Origin of the sequence: Pseudoxanthomonas sp. YR558, from assembly GCF_900116385.1 — a bacterium.
Lineage (GTDB): Bacteria > Pseudomonadota > Gammaproteobacteria > Xanthomonadales > Xanthomonadaceae > Pseudoxanthomonas_A.
This window is the reverse complement of record NZ_FPCI01000002.1, coordinates 1261551-1283514: the sequence shown is the minus strand read 5'-3', so window position 1 is coordinate 1283514 and position 21964 is coordinate 1261551. Positions and strand designations below refer to the sequence as shown.

Here is a 21964-nt window from a genome sequence, read left to right as displayed (position 1 = left end):
ACCATAGACCTAACAATTCGTTCAAGCCGAGCCCGCTTCGCGGTCTCGGACGCAACCGGTTCGCATCGGGCGGGCCGGCTTAACTCAGGCGTTAGACCTTAGCCTGCAATGTCATGGCATCCAAAGTAAAAGCATCCAGCATCGCCGTGTTCTCTGTTGCCATTCTAGGTTTGGCTGCCCTCGCCTTCCTTGTTGCATATCGACCTCCAGCCAAGCTCGAAGTCGTGGCACCCCCGAATTGCGCGCCTCTCCCGCCGAACATTGAGAAGCTCGGCCCCGTCTTGGCATACAAGGACGGTATGGCAGCTTTGGCTGGCTACGGTGAACAGCAAGCCGCGCTCAAAGCTCAAATTAGGCCAGGAGACGTTGTTCGCTCCTTTGAGACTGGAGTAACCGGCGGTCATCTTGTGATGCGCGGCAACTGCGTTATCGGGCAAGCTGTAGCGTGGATTCGCTAAGGTCTAACAATTCGTTCAAGCCGAGCCCGCTTCGCGGTCTCGGACCCACCGGTACCGCAATGGGCGGGCCGGCTTAACTCAGGCGTTAGACCGCATGGAAGATCGGGACAAATTCGGCGATCTCATCATCTCTCCCGGCGAGATTTACGAGGATTGTGCTTTTCATCCCTGCCTTTGTGTCGGCACCGGCGACGGCGAGGTCTGGGGTATATCGCTTATAGACGGCTCCCAGCCCCGCTCCTGTGACCTGCGCATGTGCGGCGTTCGGATCCTGACTCCTGGAGAGGCATGGGATATAAAGTGCCACGGCCCTTCGGATGCGGATGTTAGGGCTGAGTATCCAGAGGACCGTAGGTGGTGGCCGTGATGCGGTCTAACAATTCATTCAAGCCGAACCCGCTTCGCGGGTCGGCTTAATTCAGGCGTTAGCGCCCTATGGCAGTTGATCCTCAAGCTCGAGCAACACTGGCTGAGTCGACTCGCTGGCTCATTGGTGGCCGTATCACTAATTTCCAACTCGACGATTTGGTGCCAAAATCGGGCGATCCGGCGATCCGAGAGATCTACAACCAGTTCTTGTGGTTGCTTTACTGCGACCTTCAAGAGCATCGCCTGACCGGCCCCGACAGACTGTCGCAAGCTCAAAGAGACGCAGCAGCCCGCTGCATTCTCTTTCTCAAGTCAGGCCTTCCTTACCTATGGCCTGTCCTTTCTCGTGGCCAATCGGTACTTCTCACTGCCGGCAACTTGCTGACACTTGGCTTGGCCGGGCGCATCTACTTCCGACGCCTCAGCGCAGCCGGCGACATGGCCTACTGGCCCTTCTCGTCTCAGTCGCAGTACGCTGCTGCATTGGACGCGCCTGCGTATTTGTCCGGGACGGGCGCTAACAATTCATTCAAGCCGAACCCGCTTCGCGGGTCGGCTTAATTCAGGCGTTAGGCACCATGATCTTTGCTGCGGCTACCGATGAGAGAACCTTGTTTGTGTTCCCATCCGCCGAGGATGCTGTCGTGTACTGCGAAGGTATCGACGTTGAGGGTGATGGTTGGCTGTTCTGGGATGAGGCCGGCAGAGCTTTGGCGCCTGAGTTCATCACTCCCAATCACCGGGGCAGATTCAGCATCGGCAGTGGCAAATACGTGTTGGTACCAGCGCCGCACAACTGCTCTCTGGTTGTAACCCTAGCGGAGCTCAGCCACCTGGATTCCAACCCACATTTCCACGATTTCTCGTCCGTCTTGGCACACCTTGCAAAGGTTGCCCGCACGCCCCAGCATGGTGCCTAACAATTCATTCAAGCCGACGCCGCTTCGCGGCGCGGCTTAATTCAGGCGTTAGGCCGCCATGCAAATTCCCATCGGCGCTATTGGCACAATCATCAACAGCGGCAAAACCGCTCATCGAGTCAGGGTCTCTGATGACGCTGACGATACCGGTGGCTTTTTCATCTATGAGTGGTGGGATGGCTCAGACGGCCCCAATGAGCACCAAGGTTTTGATTCTTGGGTTGAGACCCAAGATGATCTGCAACAGTTCTTTGCAAGGTCGGGCTGGCAGGTTGACTGGCCGGCCTAACAATTCATTCAAGCCGATGCCGCTTCGCGGCATGGCTTAACTCAGGCGTTAGCTGCCATGAAGAACGTCCGTGTCTTATGGTTGATAGCCGGATTCATCCTCGCCCCGGCAACACCATCCCTGCTTCAGTTTTTCCTATCCACTGCAAAAGGCGACTTCGGTTCATTTGGCAACTGGGCGGCGTTTCTTCTGATGAGCTACGCGGTCACTGCACCCCTTACAGCCCTAGTCGGTGTACCAGTCTTAGCTTGGGCAGAGCGCCGCAACCTCGCCCGCTGGTGGGTAGCGGCGCTGATCGGTGCGGCCTGCGGAGCGGCGTTCACCTGGGCGTTCTACTCCCAAGACCCGCCGCTGAGCGCCGTGAATCAGTTTACTGTGTCGGGCGCTTCTATCGCGGCCGTCGTTTGGGCGTTCTCGCAACTTGGGAAGCTGCATGAGCGCAGGCTGGCAGCTAACAATTCATTCAAGCCGAACCCGCTTCGCGGGTCGGCTTAATTCAGGCGTTAGGCTTCACAAGAGTGTCCACTATGACTCCAGCCGACGACCAAGATGATCCGCCGCTCGATGCGGACGATCTGCGGGCGGTTGCCGCGCTCACTGAGGATGACCTTCTTGCCATAGATCGAGCCATTCTGGCCAGTAGCAGCGCAAACTGGCGAAAAGTCGCCCTTGTTGTAGCGATCGCAATGGACGCATATCCGGACCAGTACTACGACGTTCCAGATGTCTTCTACAGCCAACGCCTCAGAGATCTAGTCTCGGCTGGTCATCTGGAGGCACAGGGCAATCTGTACCGCATGCGTTTCAGTGAGGTTCGCCTTACTCTCGCCGGCCTCGACAGTGAGGCCTAACAATTCATTCAAGCCGAACCCGCTTCGCGGGTCGGCTTAATTCAGGCGTTAGGCGCATGAGAACAAGGACTGTTTTGCTCATAGCAACAGCACTAGTGGGGTGCGCTCACTCGCCCTCTTCGGCGGACGCAGGCATCACCATTGAGCTTGACGCGCGTGGCTGCCTGACGACGGCACACCCTGAGGTGCCGTTGCGCATCAGCAACACTTCTGATGTGCGTGTTTCCTTCCATACATATGGCGCGCCTGGCCCGCCCTACAGGCTACATCCCGGCTCGGCTCAGCTGCAGTCCATCCCGTCGGGCGAACCTTGGCAAGTTGTGCTGGAGCATTTTGTGCCGGCCACACACGAGGTTACGCTCAGCCCTGGAGACCAAGCAGATTTTACGTATGAGCCTAGCGTGTGGCCGTCTGACCAAGAGACCGGGATTTTCAGGCTAGAAGTGCGTGATACGCATGGTCGCCTTCACCACTCAACAGAACAGGGCGTGTGCCGTCCCGGCTCAGCGCCTAACAATTCATTCAAGCCGAACCCGCTTCGCGGGTCGGCTTAATTCAGGCGTTAGATGCCACTGGAGAGATCTTGATGTCAGGCTCTGAATACGCCTACTTCTACGTGACCGGCCCCGGAACTCACGAGCTAGTCACCGACATTCTTGATCTCGCTCCTACCGCGGCACGGAATGTAGGTGAAGTCGACCCTAGTACCGGTCGTCTATGTAGATTCATGCGCTGGGAGCTGCATAGTGGTCTCGAGCACTCTGCTCCGCTGATAGAACACATTGATGTCCTGTTCCTGTATCTCGGAACTCGCGCCAATGAACTACGCAGTCTGTGGCTTGAGTACGATCTCACCCTGCAGGCGGTGGGCTACTACTCAGGTAGCCATGGACTTCATCTCAGTAGAGAGCATGTACGCAAAGCAGCAGCACTTGGCGTCGCACTAGACTTAGATCTGTACACAACTGATGCTTAGTACAGTGGCATCTAACAATTCATTCAAGCCGAACCCGCTTCGCGGGTCGGCTTAATTCAGGCGTTAGGCCGCTCATGAGTGTTGATGCGTTTGACGACATCTTGCTGGAGGACACATTCGTTCTCTCGTGGCACTACGCATCAGACTCGCTCACATTCAGCGTCCTCGCGAGCCTCTTGCAAAGCCACCCGGAAGCAACGCCGCCTGTAAGTGGTGACTGGGCTTGCTATCGCCCCGGCCTCATCCGGTTTTCTAGTGTTTCTTCTGTTAGTGGTCTGCTCCCACAAGACGCTGTTCTACCCACTCAAGACGCTGACGGCAGCCTGGATTACGGCTGCATTGACGAGCTTTCGATTCTGCGACCAGGCGAGTACCGTATTGCTGGAGAGTTCGGGGTGGTCACGGTTGCCGCAAGGGAGGCTGCACTTGTGCTTGGCGTCGCGGCCTAACAATTCATTCAAGCCGAACCCACTCCGCGGGCAGGCTTAACTCAGGCGTTAGGTGCCATGGAAGACTCCTCGTTCTCTATCAAATCCACTTCAACTGACAAGGAGCTTCGGTTCTTTGGCATCGGCGAGTACGTATTTTCTGTGGAGCTTAGAGGTGCCGAGATCTATGCAGTCCGAGAGATCTACTGTCCTCTTGGTTCATCCGAGTTCACTCAGTTCTTCTTGCGGCTCGCTTCCTATGATCGTCCTTGGCCTGACATCGAGCAGTGCACGTCGCTCGAGGGCGATTTCTCCATTTCTGCCCGATGCTCGGCTCTGGGGGTGGTGAAATTTTCTGTTTCAATCCACGGGCTATTTGGCGTTCCTGAAGAATGGAAGCTGTCGAGCGAACTGATCAGCGAGCTTGGCCAGCTCCCCAAGATTGCCGCGGCCTCTGGTCGTTTCTTCGACGCCGCGGCTGACACCTAACCATTCATTCAAGCCGAACCCGCTTCGCGGGTCGGCTTAATTCAGGCGTTGAACGTCCATGAAACTATTCGGCACGATCTGGTTCTATATCCTCGCCATCGGCGTTGCAGGCTACGCCGTCTTCGCCTATGGCTTCATGCCATTGGGATCTCTGGTTCATCCCGACATGAAGATCAATTTCCTTGCTCATAAGATGGGCATCTACACGCACGTATTTGCGTCTCTTGTTGCTCTTTCACTTAGCCCGTTTCAGTTCTCTAGCCGGCTTCGAAGCACTCGCCACAAGTTGCACCGGATCATTGGTCGCACTTATCTCGGCGTTGGCGTTGCTCTAGGCGGCCTGTCTGGCCTGTACATGTCCGCATTTGCTTTCGGTGGTTATGTTGCAAAGCTTGGCTTTGCTTGCCTGGCTGTTTGCTGGTTGTTTACAGGGCTGCGCGCTTTCCAATCAATCCGGATGGGTGCGGTACAAGAGCACCGCAAATGGGTCGTCCGCAACGTCTCTCTCACCCTTGCCGCCGTTACGTTGCGCATCTACTTGCCCTCCTCCATGATCGCTGGCATTCCGTTTGAGCTTGCGTATCCCGTTATAGCGTGGCTCTGCTGGGTTCCGAATCTGCTCGTGGCGGAGTTGGCCTTCGCTGGGACGTATAACAAGTCATTCAAGCCGAAGTCGCTGCGCGGCTCGGCTTAGTTCAGGTATTAGGCCGCGGGGGCAGGCTATGGGAAGTCACAACTCAAGTGCGACCACCGTAATTACGCTTTGGCACTTCTGGAAGAATGTGTTTGGACTCGTGCTATTTGGCGCGCTCCTAGCGTATTGCTGCTACAAGCTCGCAACGTCCCATGTCCCCGCTGTGCTTCTATTGGCCGGATTGGGCGCCTTCAGTCTGCTCCTCACATGCGTCCGAGTGATACGCAGACTGTTCTTGATTCGGCGGATCCTTGCGACTGGCGGCACCTGAAATGCGCCACTATCGGCCTAACTCTTCATACGAGTCGAACCCGCTTCGCGGGTAGGCTTGATTCAGGCGTCGGACCTGACAAGGAGAATAGAGATATGGGTCAGGCCGATTCAACGCCATACCATGCGGTGAGAGTCGGTCGACCACCAAGAGGCGGAAGAGGTGCCCTCTTCTGCTGAAACTCAGACCGCGTCCGTTGCCAGCTCGCGCAGCTTGCCTTCGTGAAGCTCCAGTACACGATCCAATCGACGCGCCAGACGACGGTCGTGGGTCACCAGCACCAGACTGGTCTTCTGCGCGCGATTGAGCTCGAGCATCAAGTCGAACACGACTGCAGCGGTCTTTTCGTCCAGGTTGCCGGTCGGCTCGTCGCCGAGCACGCAGGCAGGCTGGTTGACCAAGGCTCGGGCGACGGCGGCACGCTGGCGTTCACCACCGGACAGTTCGCCAGGCTTGTGCTCAAGGCGATGCCCCAGGCCCACGGACTCCAGCAATGCCCTCGCGCGCCCAGCTGCATCGACCGTACCGGCGCCGCCCAGCATCACCGGCATCATGACGTTCTCGAGCGCGGTGAACTCGGGCAGCAGATGGTGGAATTGGTAGACGAAACCCAGCGACGTATTGCGTAACTGGCCGCGCGCGGCATCCGACAGCGACGACATCTTCTTGCCGGCCACGTAGACCTCGCCGGAGGTAGGTGTGTCGAGCCCGCCCAACAGGTGCAGCAACGTGCTCTTGCCGGCACCCGACGCGCCGACGATGGCCACGGTCTCGCCGGGCTGCACGTTGAGCTCCAGGCCGTCGAAGACCGGTGTACGCAATTTCCCTTCGGCGTAGGTCTTGCCCAGCGCTTCGGCATGGATGACCGCAGTGCGGATGGACTCATTCATAGCGCAGCGCCTCCGCAGGCTGGGTGCGGGCGGCGCGCCACGCCGGGTACAGCGTGGCCAGGAAGCTCATCGTCAGCGCCACGGCCGCGATCAGCACCACTTCACCTGCATCGAGTTCGTACGGCAGACCGGTGATGTAGTAGACATCCGAGGGCAGCAGGGTGACCTTGAACACGGCCTCGATGGCCGCGAGGATGTATTCGAGATTGATGGTCAGCAGGATGCCGCCGATCACGCCCAACACGGTGCCCATCACGCCGATCAGTACGCCCTGGACCATGAAGACCTGCATCACGCCGCGCGGCGTGAGGCCGAGCGTGCGCAGGATGGCGATGTCGGCCTGCTTGTCGGTGACCAGCATGACTTGCGAGTTCACCAGCGAGAAGGCGCCCATCAGGATGATGAAGGACAGCAGGATGCCCATCACCGTCTTTTCCATCTTCAGCGAGTGATAGAGGTTGGCGTTCTCGCTGGTCCAGTCGCTGATCCGGTAAGGGCCCTGCAGGCGCAGCGCGAGGTCGCGCGCCACGTCCCAGGACTGGTACATGTCGTGCAGTTTCAGGCGAACACCGGTCACGCCCTCGCCCATCCGCAGCACGCGCTGCAGGTCGCCCATGTGGACGAGTGCGAGGTTCCGGTCCACGTCGTTGTGGCCGACCGCGAAGATGCCGGTGACGGTGAAGCGTTTGATCTTGGGCATCGCGCCCATCGGCGTACCCTGGAAGTCGCCCGCGGTGACGACGACGCTGTCGCCCACGCCGACGCGCAACCAGGCGGCGAGTTCTTGACCCAGCAGGATGTGGAATTCACCCGGCTTCAGCGAGTCCAGCGTGCCAGCCTTCATCTTGTCGCCGATCACGGAAACCTTCGGTTCCTCGCCGGGCAGGATGCCGGTGACCAGCGCACCCTGAGGATCGGCATTGCCGGTCAGCATCGCCTGCACGTTGATGAAAGGGGCGGCACCCGACACGCGCGGATCGTCCATCGCGATCTTGGTGGCATGCGGCCAGTCGTGCATGGCCTCGCCTGCGCCCATTACGGTGGCGTGCGCCGTGGCCTGCAGCAAGCGGTCGCGGATTTCGCGCTGGAAGCCGCTCATCACCGACAGCGTGGTGATCAGGATCATCACGCCGAGGGCGATGCCCACGACCGAAGCCAGCGAGATGAAGGAAATGAAACCGTTGCGGCGCTTGGCGCGGAGGTAGCGCAGGCCGATGGCGACGGGGATGGGTTTGAACATAGACCCCTATGGTGCCATCGGTCCCGCCGGTCGCCCAGCGTCGCCACCGCCCGCAGCAAGGCGCAGTTCACGCCGGGCTCGGGCAGGCAGCGTATCGGGCCACCAGGCCGCATGCTGCCAGCGTCCGCCCGGCGACTCCCGCCAGCGCAGGAACGCCAGAGGGCCCCGCCAACGGAGCTGGGCATCGTGCAGAAGGGCCCCATCGACCGTCGGAGGCCTATCGTCGCCCGGGAACCAGAACGTCCGCTCCCGCTGGGCGCCATGGGTATGGGCGAGCCACAGGCCGTGGGCGAGCGCCAGCACGGCGCCCGGCCAGGCGAACGCGCGCGGCATTTCGCTTATCAGGAGGGACACAGCCGCCAGCAGCCCCAGGACGACCAGGCACGCCTGCAACAGGCGCGACGGGCGCCACTCAAGCCGGCAGTTGACGGATCCGTTCGACCAGCGCGGCGAGTTCCGCATCGGGACACTGCTCGTAGCCCATAAACCAGCGCCAGAGCTTATCGTCCTCGCAGTCCAGCAACCGTAGGAAAACAACCCGCTGCAGCTCGGATTCGGTCGCCCAGCTGCGGTCGAGATAACGACCGAACAACTGGTCGAGTTCGCGCATCCCGCGCCGGCAGCGCCAGCGAATGCGCTTGAGTTCGGGATCGTCGCTCATATTTCAGCCAGCGCCAGCGCGAGGCGCACCCAGAACGCGATCAACACCAGTGTTGCCAGTGCATAGGCCACGAAGCGGGTCATGACATGGTTGTAGGTGCAGTGCACCAGGCTATGCACGGTGCGCAACGCGACGAACGCCCACGCCAGCGCGAGCGACACCGCATCCGAGACGCCGAGCTGCGCCGCCAGCAGCACGCCGGCATAGAACAGCACCGGCAGCTCGAAGAGATTTCGGAAGTTGTCCGACGCGCGGGTATCGCTCAGCAGGCGCACCGAATCCGCGGCATTCGCCAGCGATTGCGCGTGGATTCGCTTGCGGGTCATTTCGCCCAGGCGAAGCTGGTACAGCCTGACCCACACGAGGAAGGTCAGGCCGGCCATCGCCACGGCGGGCCAGAAGATTGCCGTGGCGGGTCCGTCGCTCATGCGGTCAGGCGCGACGCGCCATCATCAGCTTCTTGATCTCGGCGATCGCCAGCGCCGGGTTCAGACCCTTCGGGCAGGTCCGGGCGCAGTTCATGATGGTGTGGCAGCGGTACAGCTTGAACGGATCTTCCAGATCGTCCAGGCGCGCACCGGTGTCCTCGTCGCGCGAATCGATGATCCAGCGGTAGGCCTGCAGCAGGATCGCCGGTCCGAGGTAGCGCTCGCCGTTCCACCAGTAACTCGGGCAGCTCGTCGAGCAGCAGGCGCACAGGATGCACTCGTACAGGCCGTCCAGCTTCTTGCGGTCTTCCGGCGACTGCAGGCGCTCGCGGTCCGGCGGCGCCGGGGTCTGCGTGCGGATCCAGGGCTTGATCGAGGCGTACTGCGCGTAGAAGTGGGTCAGGTCGGGAACCAGATCCTTCACCACCTCCATGTGCGGCAGCGGATAGATCGGCACTTCCGCCTTGCCGCAATCGCCGATCGCCTTGGTGCAGGCCAGCGTGTTGGTGCCATCGATGTTCATCGCGCACGACCCGCAGATGCCTTCGCGGCACGAGCGGCGGAACGTCAGCGTGGGATCGATCTCGTTCTTGATCTTGATCAGCGCGTCCAGGACCATCGGGCCGCATTTGTCGAGATCGACTTCGTACGTGTCGGTGCGCGGATTGGCGCCGTCATCCGGGTTCCAGCGGTACACCTTGAAGGTGCGCACGTTCTTGGCACCCTTCGCGGGGAAGTGCTTGCCCTTGGTGACGCGCGAGTTCTTCGGGAGCGAAAATTCGGCCATGTGTCAGGTCTCCCGGGCTCAGTAAACGCGTGGCTTGGGCGGCACCACATCCACGTCCTTGCTGAGCGTGTACATGTGCACGGGGCGGAAATCGAAGCTGCACTTGCCGTCTTCGGCGACGTTGACCAGCGTGTGCTTCTGCCAGTTGACGTCGTCGCGCTCCGGGAAGTCCTCGTGCGCGTGCGCGCCGCGGCTCTCGTGGCGCTGTTCGGCCGAGTTGATCGTGGCGACCGCGCTGAGCAGCAGGTTGTGCAGCTCGTAGGTCTCGATCAGGTCCGAGTTCCAGATCAGCGAACGGTCGCTGACTTTGACGTCCTGGAAGCTGGAGAAGATGTCGGCCATCTTGTCGCAGCCTTCCTTCAGCGTCTTGCTGGTACGGAACACGGCGGCGTCGGCCTGCATCGTGCGCTGCATGTTGTCGCGGATCACCGAGGTCGGTGTGTCGCCATTCGCGTTGCGAAGCTTATCCAGGTGCGACAGCGCCTTATCGCAGGCATCGCCCGCCAGCGGCTTGTGCGACGAACCACTCTTGATGGTTTCGGCGCAGCGGTTGGCCACCGCGCGACCGAACACCACCAGGTCGAGCAGCGAGTTGGAACCCAGGCGGTTGGCACCGTGCACCGACACGCAGGCGGCTTCGCCGATGGCGTACAGGCCGGGCACAACGGCATCCGGGTTGTCGCCGACCTTGCGCACCACTTCGCCGTGGTAGTTGGTCGGGATGCCGCCCATGTTGTAGTGCACGGTCGGAATGACCGGGATCGGCTGCTTGGTTACGTCCACGCCAGCGAAGATGTGGGCGCTCTCGGCGATGCCGGGCAGCTTCTCGTTGATGACTTCCGGGCCCAGGTGGGTCAGGTCGAGCAGGATGTGGTCCTTGTGTTCGCCGACGCCGCGGCCTTCACGGATCTCGATGGTCATCGAGCGGCTGACCACGTCGCGCGAAGCCAGGTCCTTGTAGTGCGGGGCATAGCGCTCCATGAAGCGCTCGCCATTGCTGTTGCGCAGGATGCCGCCTTCGCCGCGCACGCCTTCGGTGATCAGGCAGCCCGCGCCGTAGATGCCGGTCGGATGGAACTGCACGAACTCCATGTCCTGCATCGGCAGGCCGGCACGCATCACCATGCCACCACCGTCGCCGGTGCAGGTGTGCGCGGAGGTCGCCGAGAAGTAGGCACGGCCGTAGCCGCCGGTGGCCAGCACTACGCCATGAGCGCGGAACAGGTGCAGCGTGCCGGTCGCCATGTCCAGGGCGAGCACGCCGCGGCAAGCGCCTTCTTCGTCGAAGATCAGGTCAAGCGCGAAGTACTCGACCATGAAGCGCGCGTCGTGCGCCAGCGACTGCTGGTACAGCGTGTGCAGCATGGCGTGGCCGGTGCGGTCGGCCGCGGCGCAGGTGCGCTGCGCCGGCGGACCTTCGCCGTACTTGGTCGTCATGCCACCGAACGGGCGCTGGTAGATCTTGCCTTCCTCGGTACGCGAGAACGGCACGCCGTAGTGCTCCAGCTCGATGATGGCCGGGATGGCCTCGCGGCACATGTACTCGATGGCGTCCTGGTCGCCCAGCCAGTCCGACCCCTTGATGGTGTCGTAGAAGTGGTAGCGCCAGTCGTCCTCGCCCATGTTGCCGAGCGCGGCGGAGATGCCGCCCTGCGCCGCCACGGTATGCGAGCGGGTCGGGAAGACCTTGGTCAGGCAGACGGTCTGCAGGCCCTTGGCGGCCAGGCCGAAGGTCGCGCGCAGGCCGGCGCCGCCGGCGCCCACCACGACCATGTCGTACTTGTGTTCGGTGATCTTGTAAGCGGACATTGACTCAATTCCCCAGCGCGATGCGGGCCACGGCGAAGACGCTCACGATGGCGCCCAGCACGGCGATGAACTTGACGGTGGTCTGCACCGCGAGGGCGAGCAGCGAGTTGTGGACGTAGTCTTCCAGCACGACCTGCAGGCCGAGCTGGGCGTGCCAGAACATGGCGACCAGGAAGCCCACGAGCAGCACGGCATTCCACGGCTTGGACACGGCGGCGGTGGCGGTGACGTAATCGGCGCCGATCAGGCTCAGCACGAACACCAGGAACCAGATCGTCAGCGCGACCAGCGCGGTGGCGGTCAGGCGCTGGTGGACGAAATGCTCGGTGCCGGTCTTCGCCGAGCCCAGGCCACGCGCATTCTTGATGGGCGTGCGGAAGTTGCTCATGCGCCACCTCCCAGCAGCACGTACGCCCACACCAGGGCGGTGATGACCAGGCTGCCGATCACCGACAACCAGCTGTTGCGCACGAACGTGGCGATGCGGTAACCGATCGCGAAGTCCTGCACGATGTGGCGGATGCCGTTGCACAGGTGATAGGCGAAGGCCCAGGTCCAGCCGAACAGGCACACTTGGCCGTACCAGGCACGCGCCAGGTCGGTGAAGCAGTTCCAGGCCTCGGGGCCGATCATCAGCGTCAGCAGGCCCGCGGTGATCACCAGGGCGCCGGCGGCGAGGACGATGCCGGTGGCGCGGTGCAGAATGGAGGTCGCCATCTGGATCTGCCAGCGGTAGACCTGCAGATGGGGGGAAAGCGGACGTTGTGGGGTCGCCATTGACGCGCTCGTTGTCTCGGCTGGGCGGTCGTGACCGCGTTGGCTGAAACGCTGCTCAGAAATCGATGCAGCGCCCGTTCTTTTCCCAATCCCCGTAACGCGTGGGCTCGGGCCCGTCGCGTCCGCCGATCTCCTTCGCCACGGCCGTTCCCCCTGCCCCGTCGCCCGCATGCGGGATGGAGGTTTCGGGTGGCTGTGTTCCGGGATCGGTGTCGGGAGTCGGGGGTGTTTGACCTATCATGGCGGTCTCGCAACGCACAAAATTTTAATCCCCACCCCCTTGGCTGACAACCTTTCCCGTACCACCGCGCCGTTCTTCGCCCTGTCCGACCATGCCCTGGTGACGCTGGAAGGGCCTGATGCGGCGGCGTTTGCACAGGCCCAGTTCGCCAACGACGTGGCCGGCTTGGCGGTCGGGCAATGGCAGTGGAACGCGTGGCTGACGCCCAAGGGACGTGTGATGGCGGTGTTTGCGCTGGCCAGGCTGGCGGAGGACCGCGTGTGGCTAGTCCTGCCCGACCACCCTGCCCCTGCATTCGTTGAGTCCCTGCGACGTTTCGTGTTTAGACGAAAGTTGAAGATCGAGCTCCCCGTCGATACGACGATCAGCGGTGCTTTCGCCGCACCCGTCGTGGCGCATGGCGCGACACTGGGTATGGACGACGGCGTGCTGGAACTCGACTGGAGCGGGCAAGGCGGCCCGCGCACGCTGCGTGTCGGCGCACCGGCCGTCGATGATGTTGCCCAGCAGGCCATGTGGCGTGCCGCTGACTTGCGCCATGGTCTTCCCCGCCTTCCCGATGCGCAACGCGAACAATGGACGCCGCAGCAACTCGCGCTGGACCGGCTGGCCGCCTACAGCGTCAAGAAGGGTTGCTATCCGGGGCAGGAGATCGTGGCGCGCACCCATTTCCTCGGCAAGGCCAAGCGCGCACTGCAGGGCTTCCACGCGGCAGGCTCCGTCGCCCCGGGTGCCATGGTGCGCGATAGCGAGCGCGACATTGGGGAAGTCGTGAGCACCGTAGCCGACGGTCCGCAGACCCTGCTGCTGGCCGTGCTGCCGCTGGATCACACCGGCGAAGGCTTGTCGGCCGATACGCAGTCGCTGGCGCGCATTCCCTTGCTGGACGGCTTGAGCCGCTGACGATTCTGCGTGGCGATTGATCCACGTCAATGACGTGGGCGACCGCGTGCCTAGACTGCCGTGAACCCAGGCACGAGGACACGCGCATGCACCACGACGTCATCATCATCGGCGCCGGCCCAGCGGGGTTGTGCCTGGCCAAGGCCTTGTGCGATCTCGACCTCAAGGTCGCCCTCGTGGAACGCCAGTCGCGCGCCGCCATTGCAGAACCTGCGTTCGACGGTCGCGAGATCGCGTTGACGCATGCTTCGATGCGCCTGCTGCGCGACCTGGGGATCTGGCAGCATCTGCCCGACGACGCCTGCTCGCCCCTGCGCGCCGCCCGCGTGATGGAAGGCGACTGCCTGCACGACATGCGCATCGACGCCGCGCTGGCCGGCAAGGAACAGCTGGGCATGCTGGTGCCGAACCAGCGCATCCGCGAAGCGGCATGGAAGGCCGTCAGCGACCTGCCCGGCCTGGATTTCTTCGATGGCGCGCGCGTCCATGCCGTCCGCACGACCGACGACCATGCCGGCATCACCCTCGGCGACGGACTCCGCCTGGAAGCACCGCTCCTGATCGCGGCAGACAGCCGCTTCTCCGAGACGCGCCGCGCGATGGGTATCGGGGCCGATCAGTACGATTTCGGCAAGAGCATGCTTGTCTGCCGCATGCATCACGAGCAGCCGCACCAGGGCGTGGCGTGGGAATGGTTCGGCCAGGGGCAGACACTGGCGCTGCTCCCGCTGAAGGAACACGAGTCCTCCGTCGTCATCACCCTGCCCGACGCCGCGGCGCGACGCCTCGCCGCGCTGGACATCGACACATTCGCCTGCGAGATGGAGCAGCGCTACGGGCACCGCCTGGGCCACATGAAGCTGGAAAGCAGCCGGCATGTGTATCCGCTGGTGGGCGTCTATGCGCGCCGGTTTGTCGGGCGCCGGTTCGCGCTGGCCGGAGATGCAGCGGTCGGCATGCACCCGGTCACGGCGCATGGCTTCAATCTCGGCCTGGCCAGCGTCGAGCGGCTGGCTGCCATGGCGCGCGACGCGATCCAGCGCAAGGGGGACCTCGGGTGCGCGGAAGGGCTGGCACGCTACGAGCGCCGCCATCGTCGCGGCACGCGGCCGCTGTACCTGGCCACGCGCGCCATCGTGGAGCTCTACACCGATGATCGTGCGCCGGCACGCCTGTTGCGCGAGGGTGTGTTGCGTGCGGGTCGGCGACTGACACCTTTCCGGCGCGCACTCGCGGGCATGCTGGCCGACGAGAGCCCGAACGACCGCCGCCCGCTGCAGCGACTGCGCGATGGCCTGGCGCTGCTGCGCCCGGCCTGACGGTTCAAGCCACCCAGGCCTCGAAACGATCCAGGAACAGCTGCAGGCGCTTGCGCAGGCGCTCGTCGGCGATATCGCCTGCCGCATCGATCTGGCCTTCGCGATACTGGATGGCGATCTCGGGCTGCGGCAGCACCGCCACGTCGACCGCCGCCAGCACGTTACGCAGGTGCTGCTGGGCCGACACCGTGCCATGCGCGCCCGGCGAGGTACCGACGATCGCCGCGCGCTTGCCGCCGAAGGAATTGCTGCCGCCGGGACGACTGCCTACGTCGATCGCGTTCTTCAGCACGCCAGGAATCGAACGGTTGTACTCCGGCGTGATGAACAGCAGCGCATCGCAGGCTTCCACCTGCTGCTTGAACTGCCGGCCCGCCGCCGGGAAATCCGCATCGTCATCCTGGTCGTACAACGGCAGCTCGCCGATGCCGATCTCCTCGAAGGCGAAACGATCACCGGCCAGTCGCTGCACCGCATGCGCAAGCTGCCGGTTGTAGGAGCCGCCGCGCAGGCTGCCGATGATGATGCCGATGCGGGGCGTAGGCATGTGCGTTTCTCGATCAGGGAGTCGCGATCATGCCAGCCGGTCGGCGGCCGCGACGATATCCTCATCGCCCGGCAGCACGAGGAAAGCCGCGCCGGCCAACGGCGTGTAGGTATCCGCACCGACCACGCGCTGGAACGGGCGCGCACGGTAGCCCGCCTCGGCGATCGCCGTGATGACGCCCTCGCCCACGCCAGCCGCGTGCCGACCCTCGTCCACCACCAGGATGCGCTTGGCCGTCTTCGCCTGCTCGGCGATGAAGGCAGCATTGAGCGGCACCAACCAGCGCAGGTCGACCACACGCACTTTCCAGCCATGCTTGCGTTCGATGGTCCTTGCGGCACGCAGGCTCATCGGTACGCCATTGCCATAGGTGAAGATCACCAGATCGTCCGCGCCTTCGCTGTATACGCGCCCCTCGCCCAGTGTCATCGCCTCGTCCTGCGGCGGATACGGGAACAGCCACTGTCCGTCGCCGGCTTCGTACAGGTCCTTGGTCATGTACAGCGCGATCGGCTCGAGGAACAGGGTGACGCGCCCGTCCACCTTCGCCAGCGCCGCCAGCGTGCGCAGCATGGTGGCGGCATCATCGCCACGCGAGGGGCATCCGACGACCAGTCCCGGGATGTCGCGCAAGGCCGTGATTGAATTGTCGTTGTGAAAATGCCCGCCGAACCCCCGCTGGTAGCCGAGGCCGGCGACGCGCACGACCATCGGATTGCGGTACTGGTCGTTGCTGAAGAACTGCAGGCTGGCCGCCTCTCCGCGGATCTGGTCGCAGGCGTTGTGGAAGTACGCCAGGTACTGGATTTCCGGCAGCGGCAGCATGCCCATGTTGGCGTAACCCTGAGCCAGGCCGAGGATCATCGTCTCGTCCAGCAACGTATTGAACACGCGGCTGCCCTTGAACGCCTTCTGCAGGCCCTTGGTGACCGTGTACACGCCGCCCTTCTGCGCCACGTCTTCGCCGAACAGCAGTGTCTCCGGATACTTGCAGAACAGGTCGTGCAACGCGTTGTTGATCTGGATGGCGAGATGCCGCGGCGGCAACTTCTCGGGCAACTTGTCCTCGCTACCGAAGGCGGCCACGCGGGCATCGTGCGGTGCTTCGCGCGCGGCTTCCGTCGCCACCGCGCCGGGCGTATAGGGCGCGAGCGGCGCCATCACGTGATCCAGCGTCGTGATACGCGGACGGCGGTCGGCATCTTCGGCGGCAGCGAAGCAGCGCTTGCGCATCGCTTCGTATGTCGCGAGCAGAGCGTCCTTGGTGTACAAGCCCGACGCCAGCGCGACCGCGGCAGTGCGCAGCAGCGGATCGGTCGCCTCGACCGCGCACAGTTCCTCCAGCGGACGCCATTCGATCTCGAAGTCGGTACCGGCGTGGCCCATGATGCGGGTGGTCCGCAGGTGCAGGAACGTGGGACGGCGGGTGCGCCGGCAATGCTCGACCGCGGCCTGCACTTGTCCGTAGCCCGCGGCGAGATCCAAACCGTCGGCGTGGAAATAGTCCAGGTCGGCGCGGTCGCGGAAGTTGCGCCCGATCCAGCCGTCCGGCGTCTTCACCGAGATGCCGATGCCGTTGTCCTCGCAGACGAACAGCACGGGGGCCGGCAGCTTCTGGTAGGCCGTCCATGCCGCCGCGTTGAACGCGGTCTGTGCGGTGGCATGGTTCGAGGACGCATCACCGAACGAACAGATCGCGATACTGTCGTCGGGAATCGGCAGCGCATGGCCGATGCGGCGTGCCTGTTCGATCGCCACGGCGGTACCCAATGCCTTGGGCAGGTGCGAGGCGATCGTCGAGGTCTGCGGCAGCACCCACAACGGCTTGCTGCCCCACACCTTGTGGCGGCCGCCGGAAGCCGGATCTTCCGCGCTGGCGGCGAAGCTCAGTGCGGAGTCCATCACCGGGTCCATACCCGGCAGCTTCCGGAAGCGTTCGGCCATGAAGCCGCCGCTGCGGTAGTGCAGGAAGGCCGGATCGGTATGGCGCGTGGCACGCGCGACCATCGCGTTGCCCTCGTGGCCGCTGGAGCCGATGGTGTAGAAGACCTTGTTCTGCACGCGCAGCACGCGCGCCATCAGGTCGAGATGGCGACTCACGAGCTGCGATTCGAGCAGCTCCACGAAGCCCGTCGCATCCAGCGCACTGCCGGGCAGCACAGGCTCGCCGTGGGCCGGCGCGCTGCGCACCTGACCCTCCCATTCCCTGACGAACTCGATGAAATTCTGGTCGCAGATCTCGGCCCGGTTCAGGCCCTTCATGCGTGCGGGAATTACTTTGGCAGTCATGTGCTCGCTCGGATCAGGAGGACGCCAGGCGCGCGGCGACATCGTCGCTCACGCCGGGCATGGGAACGAAACCCGGCTGGGCGCGTACGCGAGCCAGCCAAGCAGAGATGTGCGGGTATGCGGCGAGGTCGAAGCCGCCATCGTCGGCGCAATGCGTATAAGCAAACAGCGCGATGTCGGCCACGCCGTAGTCGTCGCCGGTGAACCAGGTCGCGCCTTGCAGGTGCTTCTCCATCACGGCCAGTGCCTGTGCGCCGCGCTCCTGCAGACGCGACAGGTCGGCGCGGCGCGGCGAATCCACGGGCGTCCATCCGCGGATGAAGCGCGCCACCGCGATGTAGGGCTCGTGACTGTACTGTTCGAAGAACAACCAGCTCAGCGCCTGCGCACGCTGCCAGGCATCGGCCGGCAAGTACGGGCTGCCCTCGGCCAGCCAGCAGAGAATAGCGTTCGACTCCACCAGTATCGCGCCGTCCGCGCGCTCCAGCATCGGCACCTTGCCGTTGGGGTTTTTCGCCAGGTAGTCCGGCGTGCGGGTACCACCGTTGGCGCTGTCGACCTCGACCCACGCGTAAGGCCGTGCGAGCTGTTCGAGCAACAGGCGCACCTTGTGGCAGTTGCCCGAGGTGGACATGCCATGGACGGTGACGGGATCAGGCGACATGCGGGTGCTCCGGCGATACGGGAATGCGGGCGGCCTTGGCGAGATCCTTCTCCCGACCGAACGCAAGCAGGATGCGGCGTTGCTCATCCAACGTCGGAACGCGCACTTCATGGCCGGCGACGTCGAGGCGCATGTCGTCGTGCACCTGCACGGGTCGCCATCCCGCGGCGGTCATCAGTTCCAGTCCACCCATGACTTCCACCGGCATCGGCAGGTGCACGAAGCGCGCGAACGCGGAACGGAAGCGGGTTTCGTCTGCGGGGCGGTAGGTCGCATCGACATGTTCGATCCAGGCCTCCCGCAGTTGCAGCGCATCGCGACGGCTGCAGAGTACGTCGATGTCTTGCGGTACGACGTTCGGAATATCCGCCAGCAACATCGCGGCACTGCCGATGATCCACCAGGGATCGCGGAACGTCCGCGCCAGCTCGGGCAAGGCATCGTGCAGGCCTGCGTGCAGCGCGGACGTCGACGTCACGGTTGGGCGACCCTGCGTGCTTGCCACTGCGCGCGCGTCTGGCCCCAGACTTCGACAGGTTTGTCGTGGTGCGGTTCGGGCAGACGATCCATCCGCAGGTAGGTCGAACCGAGTTTCGCGGCGACGGCCTTCGAGTTCGCGTTCTGCGGGTCGATGGTGTGGATCACGTCCTCCCAACCTAGGTGGTCGAACGCCCAGTCCACGCTGGCCGTCGCGGCCTCAGGCGCGTAGCCACGCCCCCAGGCCTCACGGGCGATGCTCCAGCCCACCTCGGTGCCCGGCCAGCCTTCCGGCTGCCATGGCCCCACCCGGCCGATCCAGCGGCCGGTCGCTTTCTCGATCACCGAGAACATCCCGAAGCCCTGCAGATGCCAACTGCCCAGCGTCGCCGCCAGGCTGCGCCATGCGGGTGAGCGCGCCTGCGTGCCCCCGATGTAACGCATGGTCTCCTCATCGGTGGCGAACGCGGCCCACGCTTCATAGTCCTCCCGCCGCGGGAGCCTCAGCAGCAGGCGCGAGGTTTCGATCTTGAGTTCGCTCAGTTCCATCAGCACTCATCCGGGCAGGAGGAAGGCGACGACCAACGTGGCCACCACCACCAGTGGGAACACACTCACCCCCACGACCAGTGCGCCTTTCCTCCGACGCGTTCCCGCGACGCCCGCGCAGGCACCCGCGAGCGATGCCAGCCACCAGCACAGGCCCATCAACAACAGGAGGACGGCCACCAGTTGGGCGGGAGTACGCACGGGATCCACGAAGTAGTCGCCGTCCAGCCAATGCAGGCGAAAGCCCACCGCCACCATCGCCAGAAAGGTGAACACCACGATCGGCACCATAGCCAAACCATAAGCCTGGAAGACTCTCGGGTACGGGACTCGGTGGCCGAACAGCCTCATCGCGAGCTGCAACACGGCCGTGAGGAATGCCCACCGTAGCGCGAGCGCGAGCATCGTTCCGACCACGGCGCCCCAGAGGAGCGCCGATGGCTTCAGCTGCAGGGCACCGCCCCGCTCGAACAGCGCTTCCACTACCACGCAGACCAATCCCAAGGTCGCGCCGACCGCAAGCCGGTGGGATGCACCTGCCGCGGCGACTGTCCAGCGCGGCCGGAACAACATCCCCGCCACCGTCCAGCGGGCGCGCAGGAACCAGAACCCGGTGAGCGCAAACGCCGTCGTCAGCAACGATACCAAAGGCCATGCCCAGTCCTGCAGCGACCAGCTCGGCATCGACCAGCCGGCGTCCAGGTCGATGTCGTACTGCAGCAGCTCGCGCGCTTTCCGCAAGTCTTCGCGCAGCCGCGCATACTCGGCCGCCGGCACCTCGTCGGCCAGACGCTTCCACTCGACCGTGATCCGTAGCATGTTGCGCTCGATCTCCACCACGCGACGAAGGTGGAAATAAGCGTTCTCGACAACATCCTCACCGTTCTCGATACTCCACCCGCCCTCGTTGAAGCTGCGGATTACCTGGCGACCATAGCGTGGGCCTCCCAAGGAGAACGGCGTCTTCCTCGCCTGCTCGGTCAGGGAGGGCACCCAGTCCAGGACCTGGAAGTGGATGATGCCGAATCCGGACCCGTCCGCTTCACCGTCCCATTCGAGGGTGTAGGCCTCGCTGACCTTGGCGTCCTGGTCTCCGTCCACCAGCACGGGAAGCCGCTTGTCGCGCAGTCCTTCGTAGAAGTTCTGCATGTACGTCAGGTAGCCCTTGCCGATCTCGGCCGCGCCCTCGCTATCGAAGCCGTCGCGCACGCTCTCGGCGCTCCCTGGCCTGTAGTCGGTTTCGACCAGGAAGTCGACCTTGTAACGGCCGTCCTTCTCGCTGAAATCCAGGCGCTGGTCGACATCCACCAGCGGCTTTGCCGGAAAGGGCGCCGGCACCTCGATCAAAGCCTCGCTATCGCGCGCGATACGCAGACCCAGGCCGAATGCGAGCGGTGCGCGCACCGCCAACGGGCCGCGCTCGCGATCGCGGGTCGGGTCAATCCAGATCGCACCCTCGGGCAGCTCCGCACGTACGACGACGTGATCGAATGCCAGCGGGCTGGGAAGCCGATCAGCGATCGCCGCTTTCAAGCGCGTGTTGACCAACACCGGCGATGCGGAGACGCCGGCTTCGTGCAACAGCGCGATCAGCAGTTGCGTCTTGTCTTTACAGTCGCCGAAGCGTCGCTCGACCACCAATTCGGGTCGGTTCGGCGCATGCGACTGCAGCCCCATGTCCAGGCCGGTGTAGCGCACTTCACCCTGCACGAAGGCAGTGGCGCGCTCGAGCGAACCTACAGGATCGGCGCGATCGAGTTTGAGCCGCTGGATCCATTCAGTAGCGACAGCGCGGTTTTCGAATCGACCGGGGTAGAGAGGCGTCGCCCACTGCGCGACATCGCCCCATCCGTGCGCGGTGGATATCTCGATCTCGTGGCTGTCGGTGAAGCTGGCTGGCGTATCTTCTTCCTCGTCCAGCGCTGCAAGGCCAACACCGCGCAGTTCCCACCACTGCACGCCATCGCGCTCGCCACGAGTGACGCCGTAGCCCTTCGGCGCATCAGGCAGTGCCAACGCCATGTCCGAGGGGTAGTCGATGTGGACCGTACGAACGCCCAGGGGGGCGCTGAAGCGCGAGTTCCAGTAATCGTGGTAACCCCGACCGAAGACAGGGTTATAGCCATGAATCGTGTAGCGATACTCGATGCGGTCGCCGACCCGAATGTCGGGGATGGTCACCGAAAGTTCCCGCCCACCGTCGAGCAATCCCGCCTCAAGTCCGGCTTCGCGGCGGAGCACTTCGATCCGGGACTGCTGACGACGGTCCAAGCGCTGCCCCCCACGCCAGACGTCGATCGCGTGCACGACCACGGTCTGGTAGGCGGGCTGGTAGTCGATGCTGAACTGACCCGCCGAGGCCAGGCCGCGTTCTGCTACCACTTCGTATCCGATCCGGCGATGCCACGCAGGCTGCTCGCCGGTCAGGTCGACGCGATCCGCAACACCCAAGTAGCGGACGCCATCGGACGCAACGGGGGTGGGATCGCGCTCCGGGTAGATCCATGGGTCGGACCGGCGCGCATCGTCGGCAAAACGATAGTCTGCCGCCGAGGCCGTTCCGCCGAGGCATGCCAGCGCAAGTAGAAATCCCCACGCTCCCCAGCGTGATCGGACCATGCCTTGGATACCCAATTCC

The 21964-nt window shown here is 63.6% G+C and carries 25 protein-coding genes; 9 read left to right on the top strand and 16 right to left on the bottom strand.

Annotated elements, in window-relative coordinates; translation table 11 throughout:
- The first annotated feature begins 113 nt into the window (after positions 1–113).
- The 7 genes from BM365_RS17910 to BM365_RS17610 all read left to right on the top strand — a co-directional run bounded on the left by BM365_RS17910 (position 114) and on the right by BM365_RS17610 (position 5474).
- The gene (locus tag BM365_RS17910) at positions 114–458 is read left to right on the top strand and encodes a hypothetical protein (RefSeq protein ID WP_139227456.1); all 345 of its coding nucleotides are present in this window, start codon (positions 114–116) and stop codon (positions 456–458) included.
- A 947-nt stretch (positions 459–1405) separates the two neighbouring features.
- Positions 1406–1747 (top strand): hypothetical protein, encoded by a 342-nt coding sequence (locus BM365_RS17640; RefSeq protein WP_093490742.1) that lies wholly within the window; start codon positions 1406–1408, stop codon positions 1745–1747.
- A gap of 58 nt (positions 1748–1805) precedes the next feature.
- Entirely contained in the window at positions 1806–2036 is a 231-nt protein-coding gene (locus tag BM365_RS17635) for a hypothetical protein (protein ID WP_093490741.1), read from the top strand.
- A 57-nt stretch (positions 2037–2093) separates the two neighbouring features.
- Complete coding sequence (locus tag BM365_RS17905) at positions 2094–2531, top strand: hypothetical protein (RefSeq protein ID WP_139227455.1); 438 nt, start codon at positions 2094–2096, stop codon at positions 2529–2531.
- Between the two features lie 32 nt (positions 2532–2563).
- Positions 2564–2887, top strand: coding sequence for a DUF3658 domain-containing protein (locus BM365_RS17630; protein ID WP_093490740.1), 324 nt, complete (start codon positions 2564–2566; stop codon positions 2885–2887).
- Between the two features lie 1482 nt (positions 2888–4369).
- On the top strand, positions 4370–4780 hold the full coding sequence (locus tag BM365_RS17615; protein ID WP_093490737.1) for a DUF6228 family protein: 411 nt from the start codon (positions 4370–4372) through the stop codon (positions 4778–4780).
- Between the two features lie 58 nt (positions 4781–4838).
- On the top strand, positions 4839–5474 hold the full coding sequence (locus BM365_RS17610) for a DUF2306 domain-containing protein (protein ID WP_093490736.1): 636 nt from the start codon (positions 4839–4841) through the stop codon (positions 5472–5474).
- A 453-nt stretch (positions 5475–5927) separates the two neighbouring features.
- On the opposite strand, the gene lolD is transcribed toward BM365_RS17610, so the two are convergent.
- From lolD to BM365_RS17560, 10 genes are read right to left on the bottom strand one after another with little or no spacing between them, the layout of a single operon-like run.
- Complete coding sequence (gene lolD, locus BM365_RS17605; protein WP_093490735.1) at positions 5928–6635, bottom strand: lipoprotein-releasing ABC transporter ATP-binding protein LolD; 708 nt, start codon at positions 6633–6635, stop codon at positions 5928–5930.
- Positions 6628–7875, bottom strand: a complete 1248-nt coding sequence (locus BM365_RS17600; RefSeq protein WP_093490734.1) for a lipoprotein-releasing ABC transporter permease subunit — start codon at positions 7873–7875, stop codon at positions 6628–6630. Before BM365_RS17600 ends, lolD begins: the two co-directional genes overlap by 8 nt.
- 6 nt (positions 7876–7881) lie before the next feature.
- The gene (locus BM365_RS18215; protein WP_093490733.1) at positions 7882–8337 is read right to left on the bottom strand and encodes a hypothetical protein; all 456 of its coding nucleotides are present in this window, start codon (positions 8335–8337) and stop codon (positions 7882–7884) included.
- Positions 8288–8536: an FAD assembly factor SdhE gene (locus BM365_RS17590; RefSeq protein WP_093490732.1), complete on the bottom strand. Its 249-nt coding sequence runs from the start codon at positions 8534–8536 to the stop codon at positions 8288–8290. Before BM365_RS17590 ends, BM365_RS18215 begins: the two co-directional genes overlap by 50 nt.
- Positions 8533–8964, bottom strand: coding sequence for an MAPEG family protein (locus tag BM365_RS17585; RefSeq protein WP_093490731.1), 432 nt, complete (start codon positions 8962–8964; stop codon positions 8533–8535). Before BM365_RS17585 ends, BM365_RS17590 begins: the two co-directional genes overlap by 4 nt.
- Positions 8965–8968: 4 nt before the next feature.
- Complete coding sequence (locus tag BM365_RS17580; protein WP_056880929.1) at positions 8969–9751, bottom strand: succinate dehydrogenase iron-sulfur subunit; 783 nt, start codon at positions 9749–9751, stop codon at positions 8969–8971.
- 18 nt (positions 9752–9769) lie between these two features.
- A complete protein-coding gene (gene sdhA, locus BM365_RS17575) occupies positions 9770–11560 on the bottom strand; it encodes a succinate dehydrogenase flavoprotein subunit (RefSeq protein WP_093490730.1) in 1791 nt (596 codons plus the stop codon).
- Positions 11561–11564: 4 nt separating this feature from the next.
- Positions 11565–11948 carry a succinate dehydrogenase, hydrophobic membrane anchor protein gene (gene sdhD, locus BM365_RS17570; RefSeq protein ID WP_093490729.1) on the bottom strand — a complete coding sequence of 128 codons (384 nt, stop codon included), beginning with the start codon at positions 11946–11948 and terminating at the stop codon, positions 11565–11567.
- Positions 11945–12337: a succinate dehydrogenase, cytochrome b556 subunit gene (gene sdhC, locus BM365_RS17565; RefSeq protein WP_093490728.1), complete on the bottom strand. Its 393-nt coding sequence runs from the start codon at positions 12335–12337 to the stop codon at positions 11945–11947. The genes sdhD and sdhC overlap by 4 nt, the downstream gene beginning before the upstream one ends.
- A gap of 55 nt (positions 12338–12392) precedes the next feature.
- Positions 12393–12578, bottom strand: a complete 186-nt coding sequence (locus tag BM365_RS17560; protein ID WP_093490727.1) for a DUF1674 domain-containing protein — start codon at positions 12576–12578, stop codon at positions 12393–12395.
- A 39-nt stretch (positions 12579–12617) separates the two neighbouring features.
- On the opposite strand from BM365_RS17560, the gene BM365_RS17555 reads away from it, so the two are divergent.
- Positions 12618–13481 (top strand): CAF17-like 4Fe-4S cluster assembly/insertion protein YgfZ, encoded by an 864-nt coding sequence (locus tag BM365_RS17555; protein ID WP_093490726.1) that lies wholly within the window; start codon positions 12618–12620, stop codon positions 13479–13481.
- Between the two features lie 86 nt (positions 13482–13567).
- Positions 13568–14800, top strand: coding sequence for a 5-demethoxyubiquinol-8 5-hydroxylase UbiM (gene ubiM / locus BM365_RS17550; RefSeq protein WP_093490725.1), 1233 nt, complete (start codon positions 13568–13570; stop codon positions 14798–14800).
- A gap of 4 nt (positions 14801–14804) precedes the next feature.
- Here the strand turns inward: ubiM and BM365_RS17545 are convergent, their stop codons facing one another.
- The 6 genes from BM365_RS17545 to BM365_RS17520 are packed head-to-tail and all read right to left on the bottom strand — an operon-like array spanning position 14805 to position 21945.
- On the bottom strand, positions 14805–15347 hold the full coding sequence (locus tag BM365_RS17545) for an NADPH-dependent FMN reductase (RefSeq protein WP_093490724.1): 543 nt from the start codon (positions 15345–15347) through the stop codon (positions 14805–14807).
- Positions 15348–15374: 27 nt separating this feature from the next.
- The gene (locus BM365_RS17540) at positions 15375–17636 is read right to left on the bottom strand and encodes a thiamine pyrophosphate-dependent enzyme (protein WP_093490869.1); all 2262 of its coding nucleotides are present in this window, start codon (positions 17634–17636) and stop codon (positions 15375–15377) included.
- 13 nt (positions 17637–17649) lie between these two features.
- Positions 17650–18300, bottom strand: coding sequence for a glutathione S-transferase family protein (locus BM365_RS17535; RefSeq protein ID WP_093490723.1), 651 nt, complete (start codon positions 18298–18300; stop codon positions 17650–17652).
- On the bottom strand, positions 18290–18778 hold the full coding sequence (locus BM365_RS17530) for a nucleotidyltransferase family protein (protein WP_093490722.1): 489 nt from the start codon (positions 18776–18778) through the stop codon (positions 18290–18292). The genes BM365_RS17535 and BM365_RS17530 overlap by 11 nt, the downstream gene beginning before the upstream one ends.
- Entirely contained in the window at positions 18775–19326 is a 552-nt protein-coding gene (locus BM365_RS17525; RefSeq protein WP_093490868.1) for a GNAT family N-acetyltransferase, read from the bottom strand. The genes BM365_RS17530 and BM365_RS17525 overlap by 4 nt, the downstream gene beginning before the upstream one ends.
- Positions 19327–19332: 6 nt before the next feature.
- Positions 19333–21945, bottom strand: a complete 2613-nt coding sequence (locus tag BM365_RS17520) for a DUF3857 domain-containing protein (protein WP_093490721.1) — start codon at positions 21943–21945, stop codon at positions 19333–19335.
- Positions 21946–21964 lie beyond the last annotated feature (19 nt).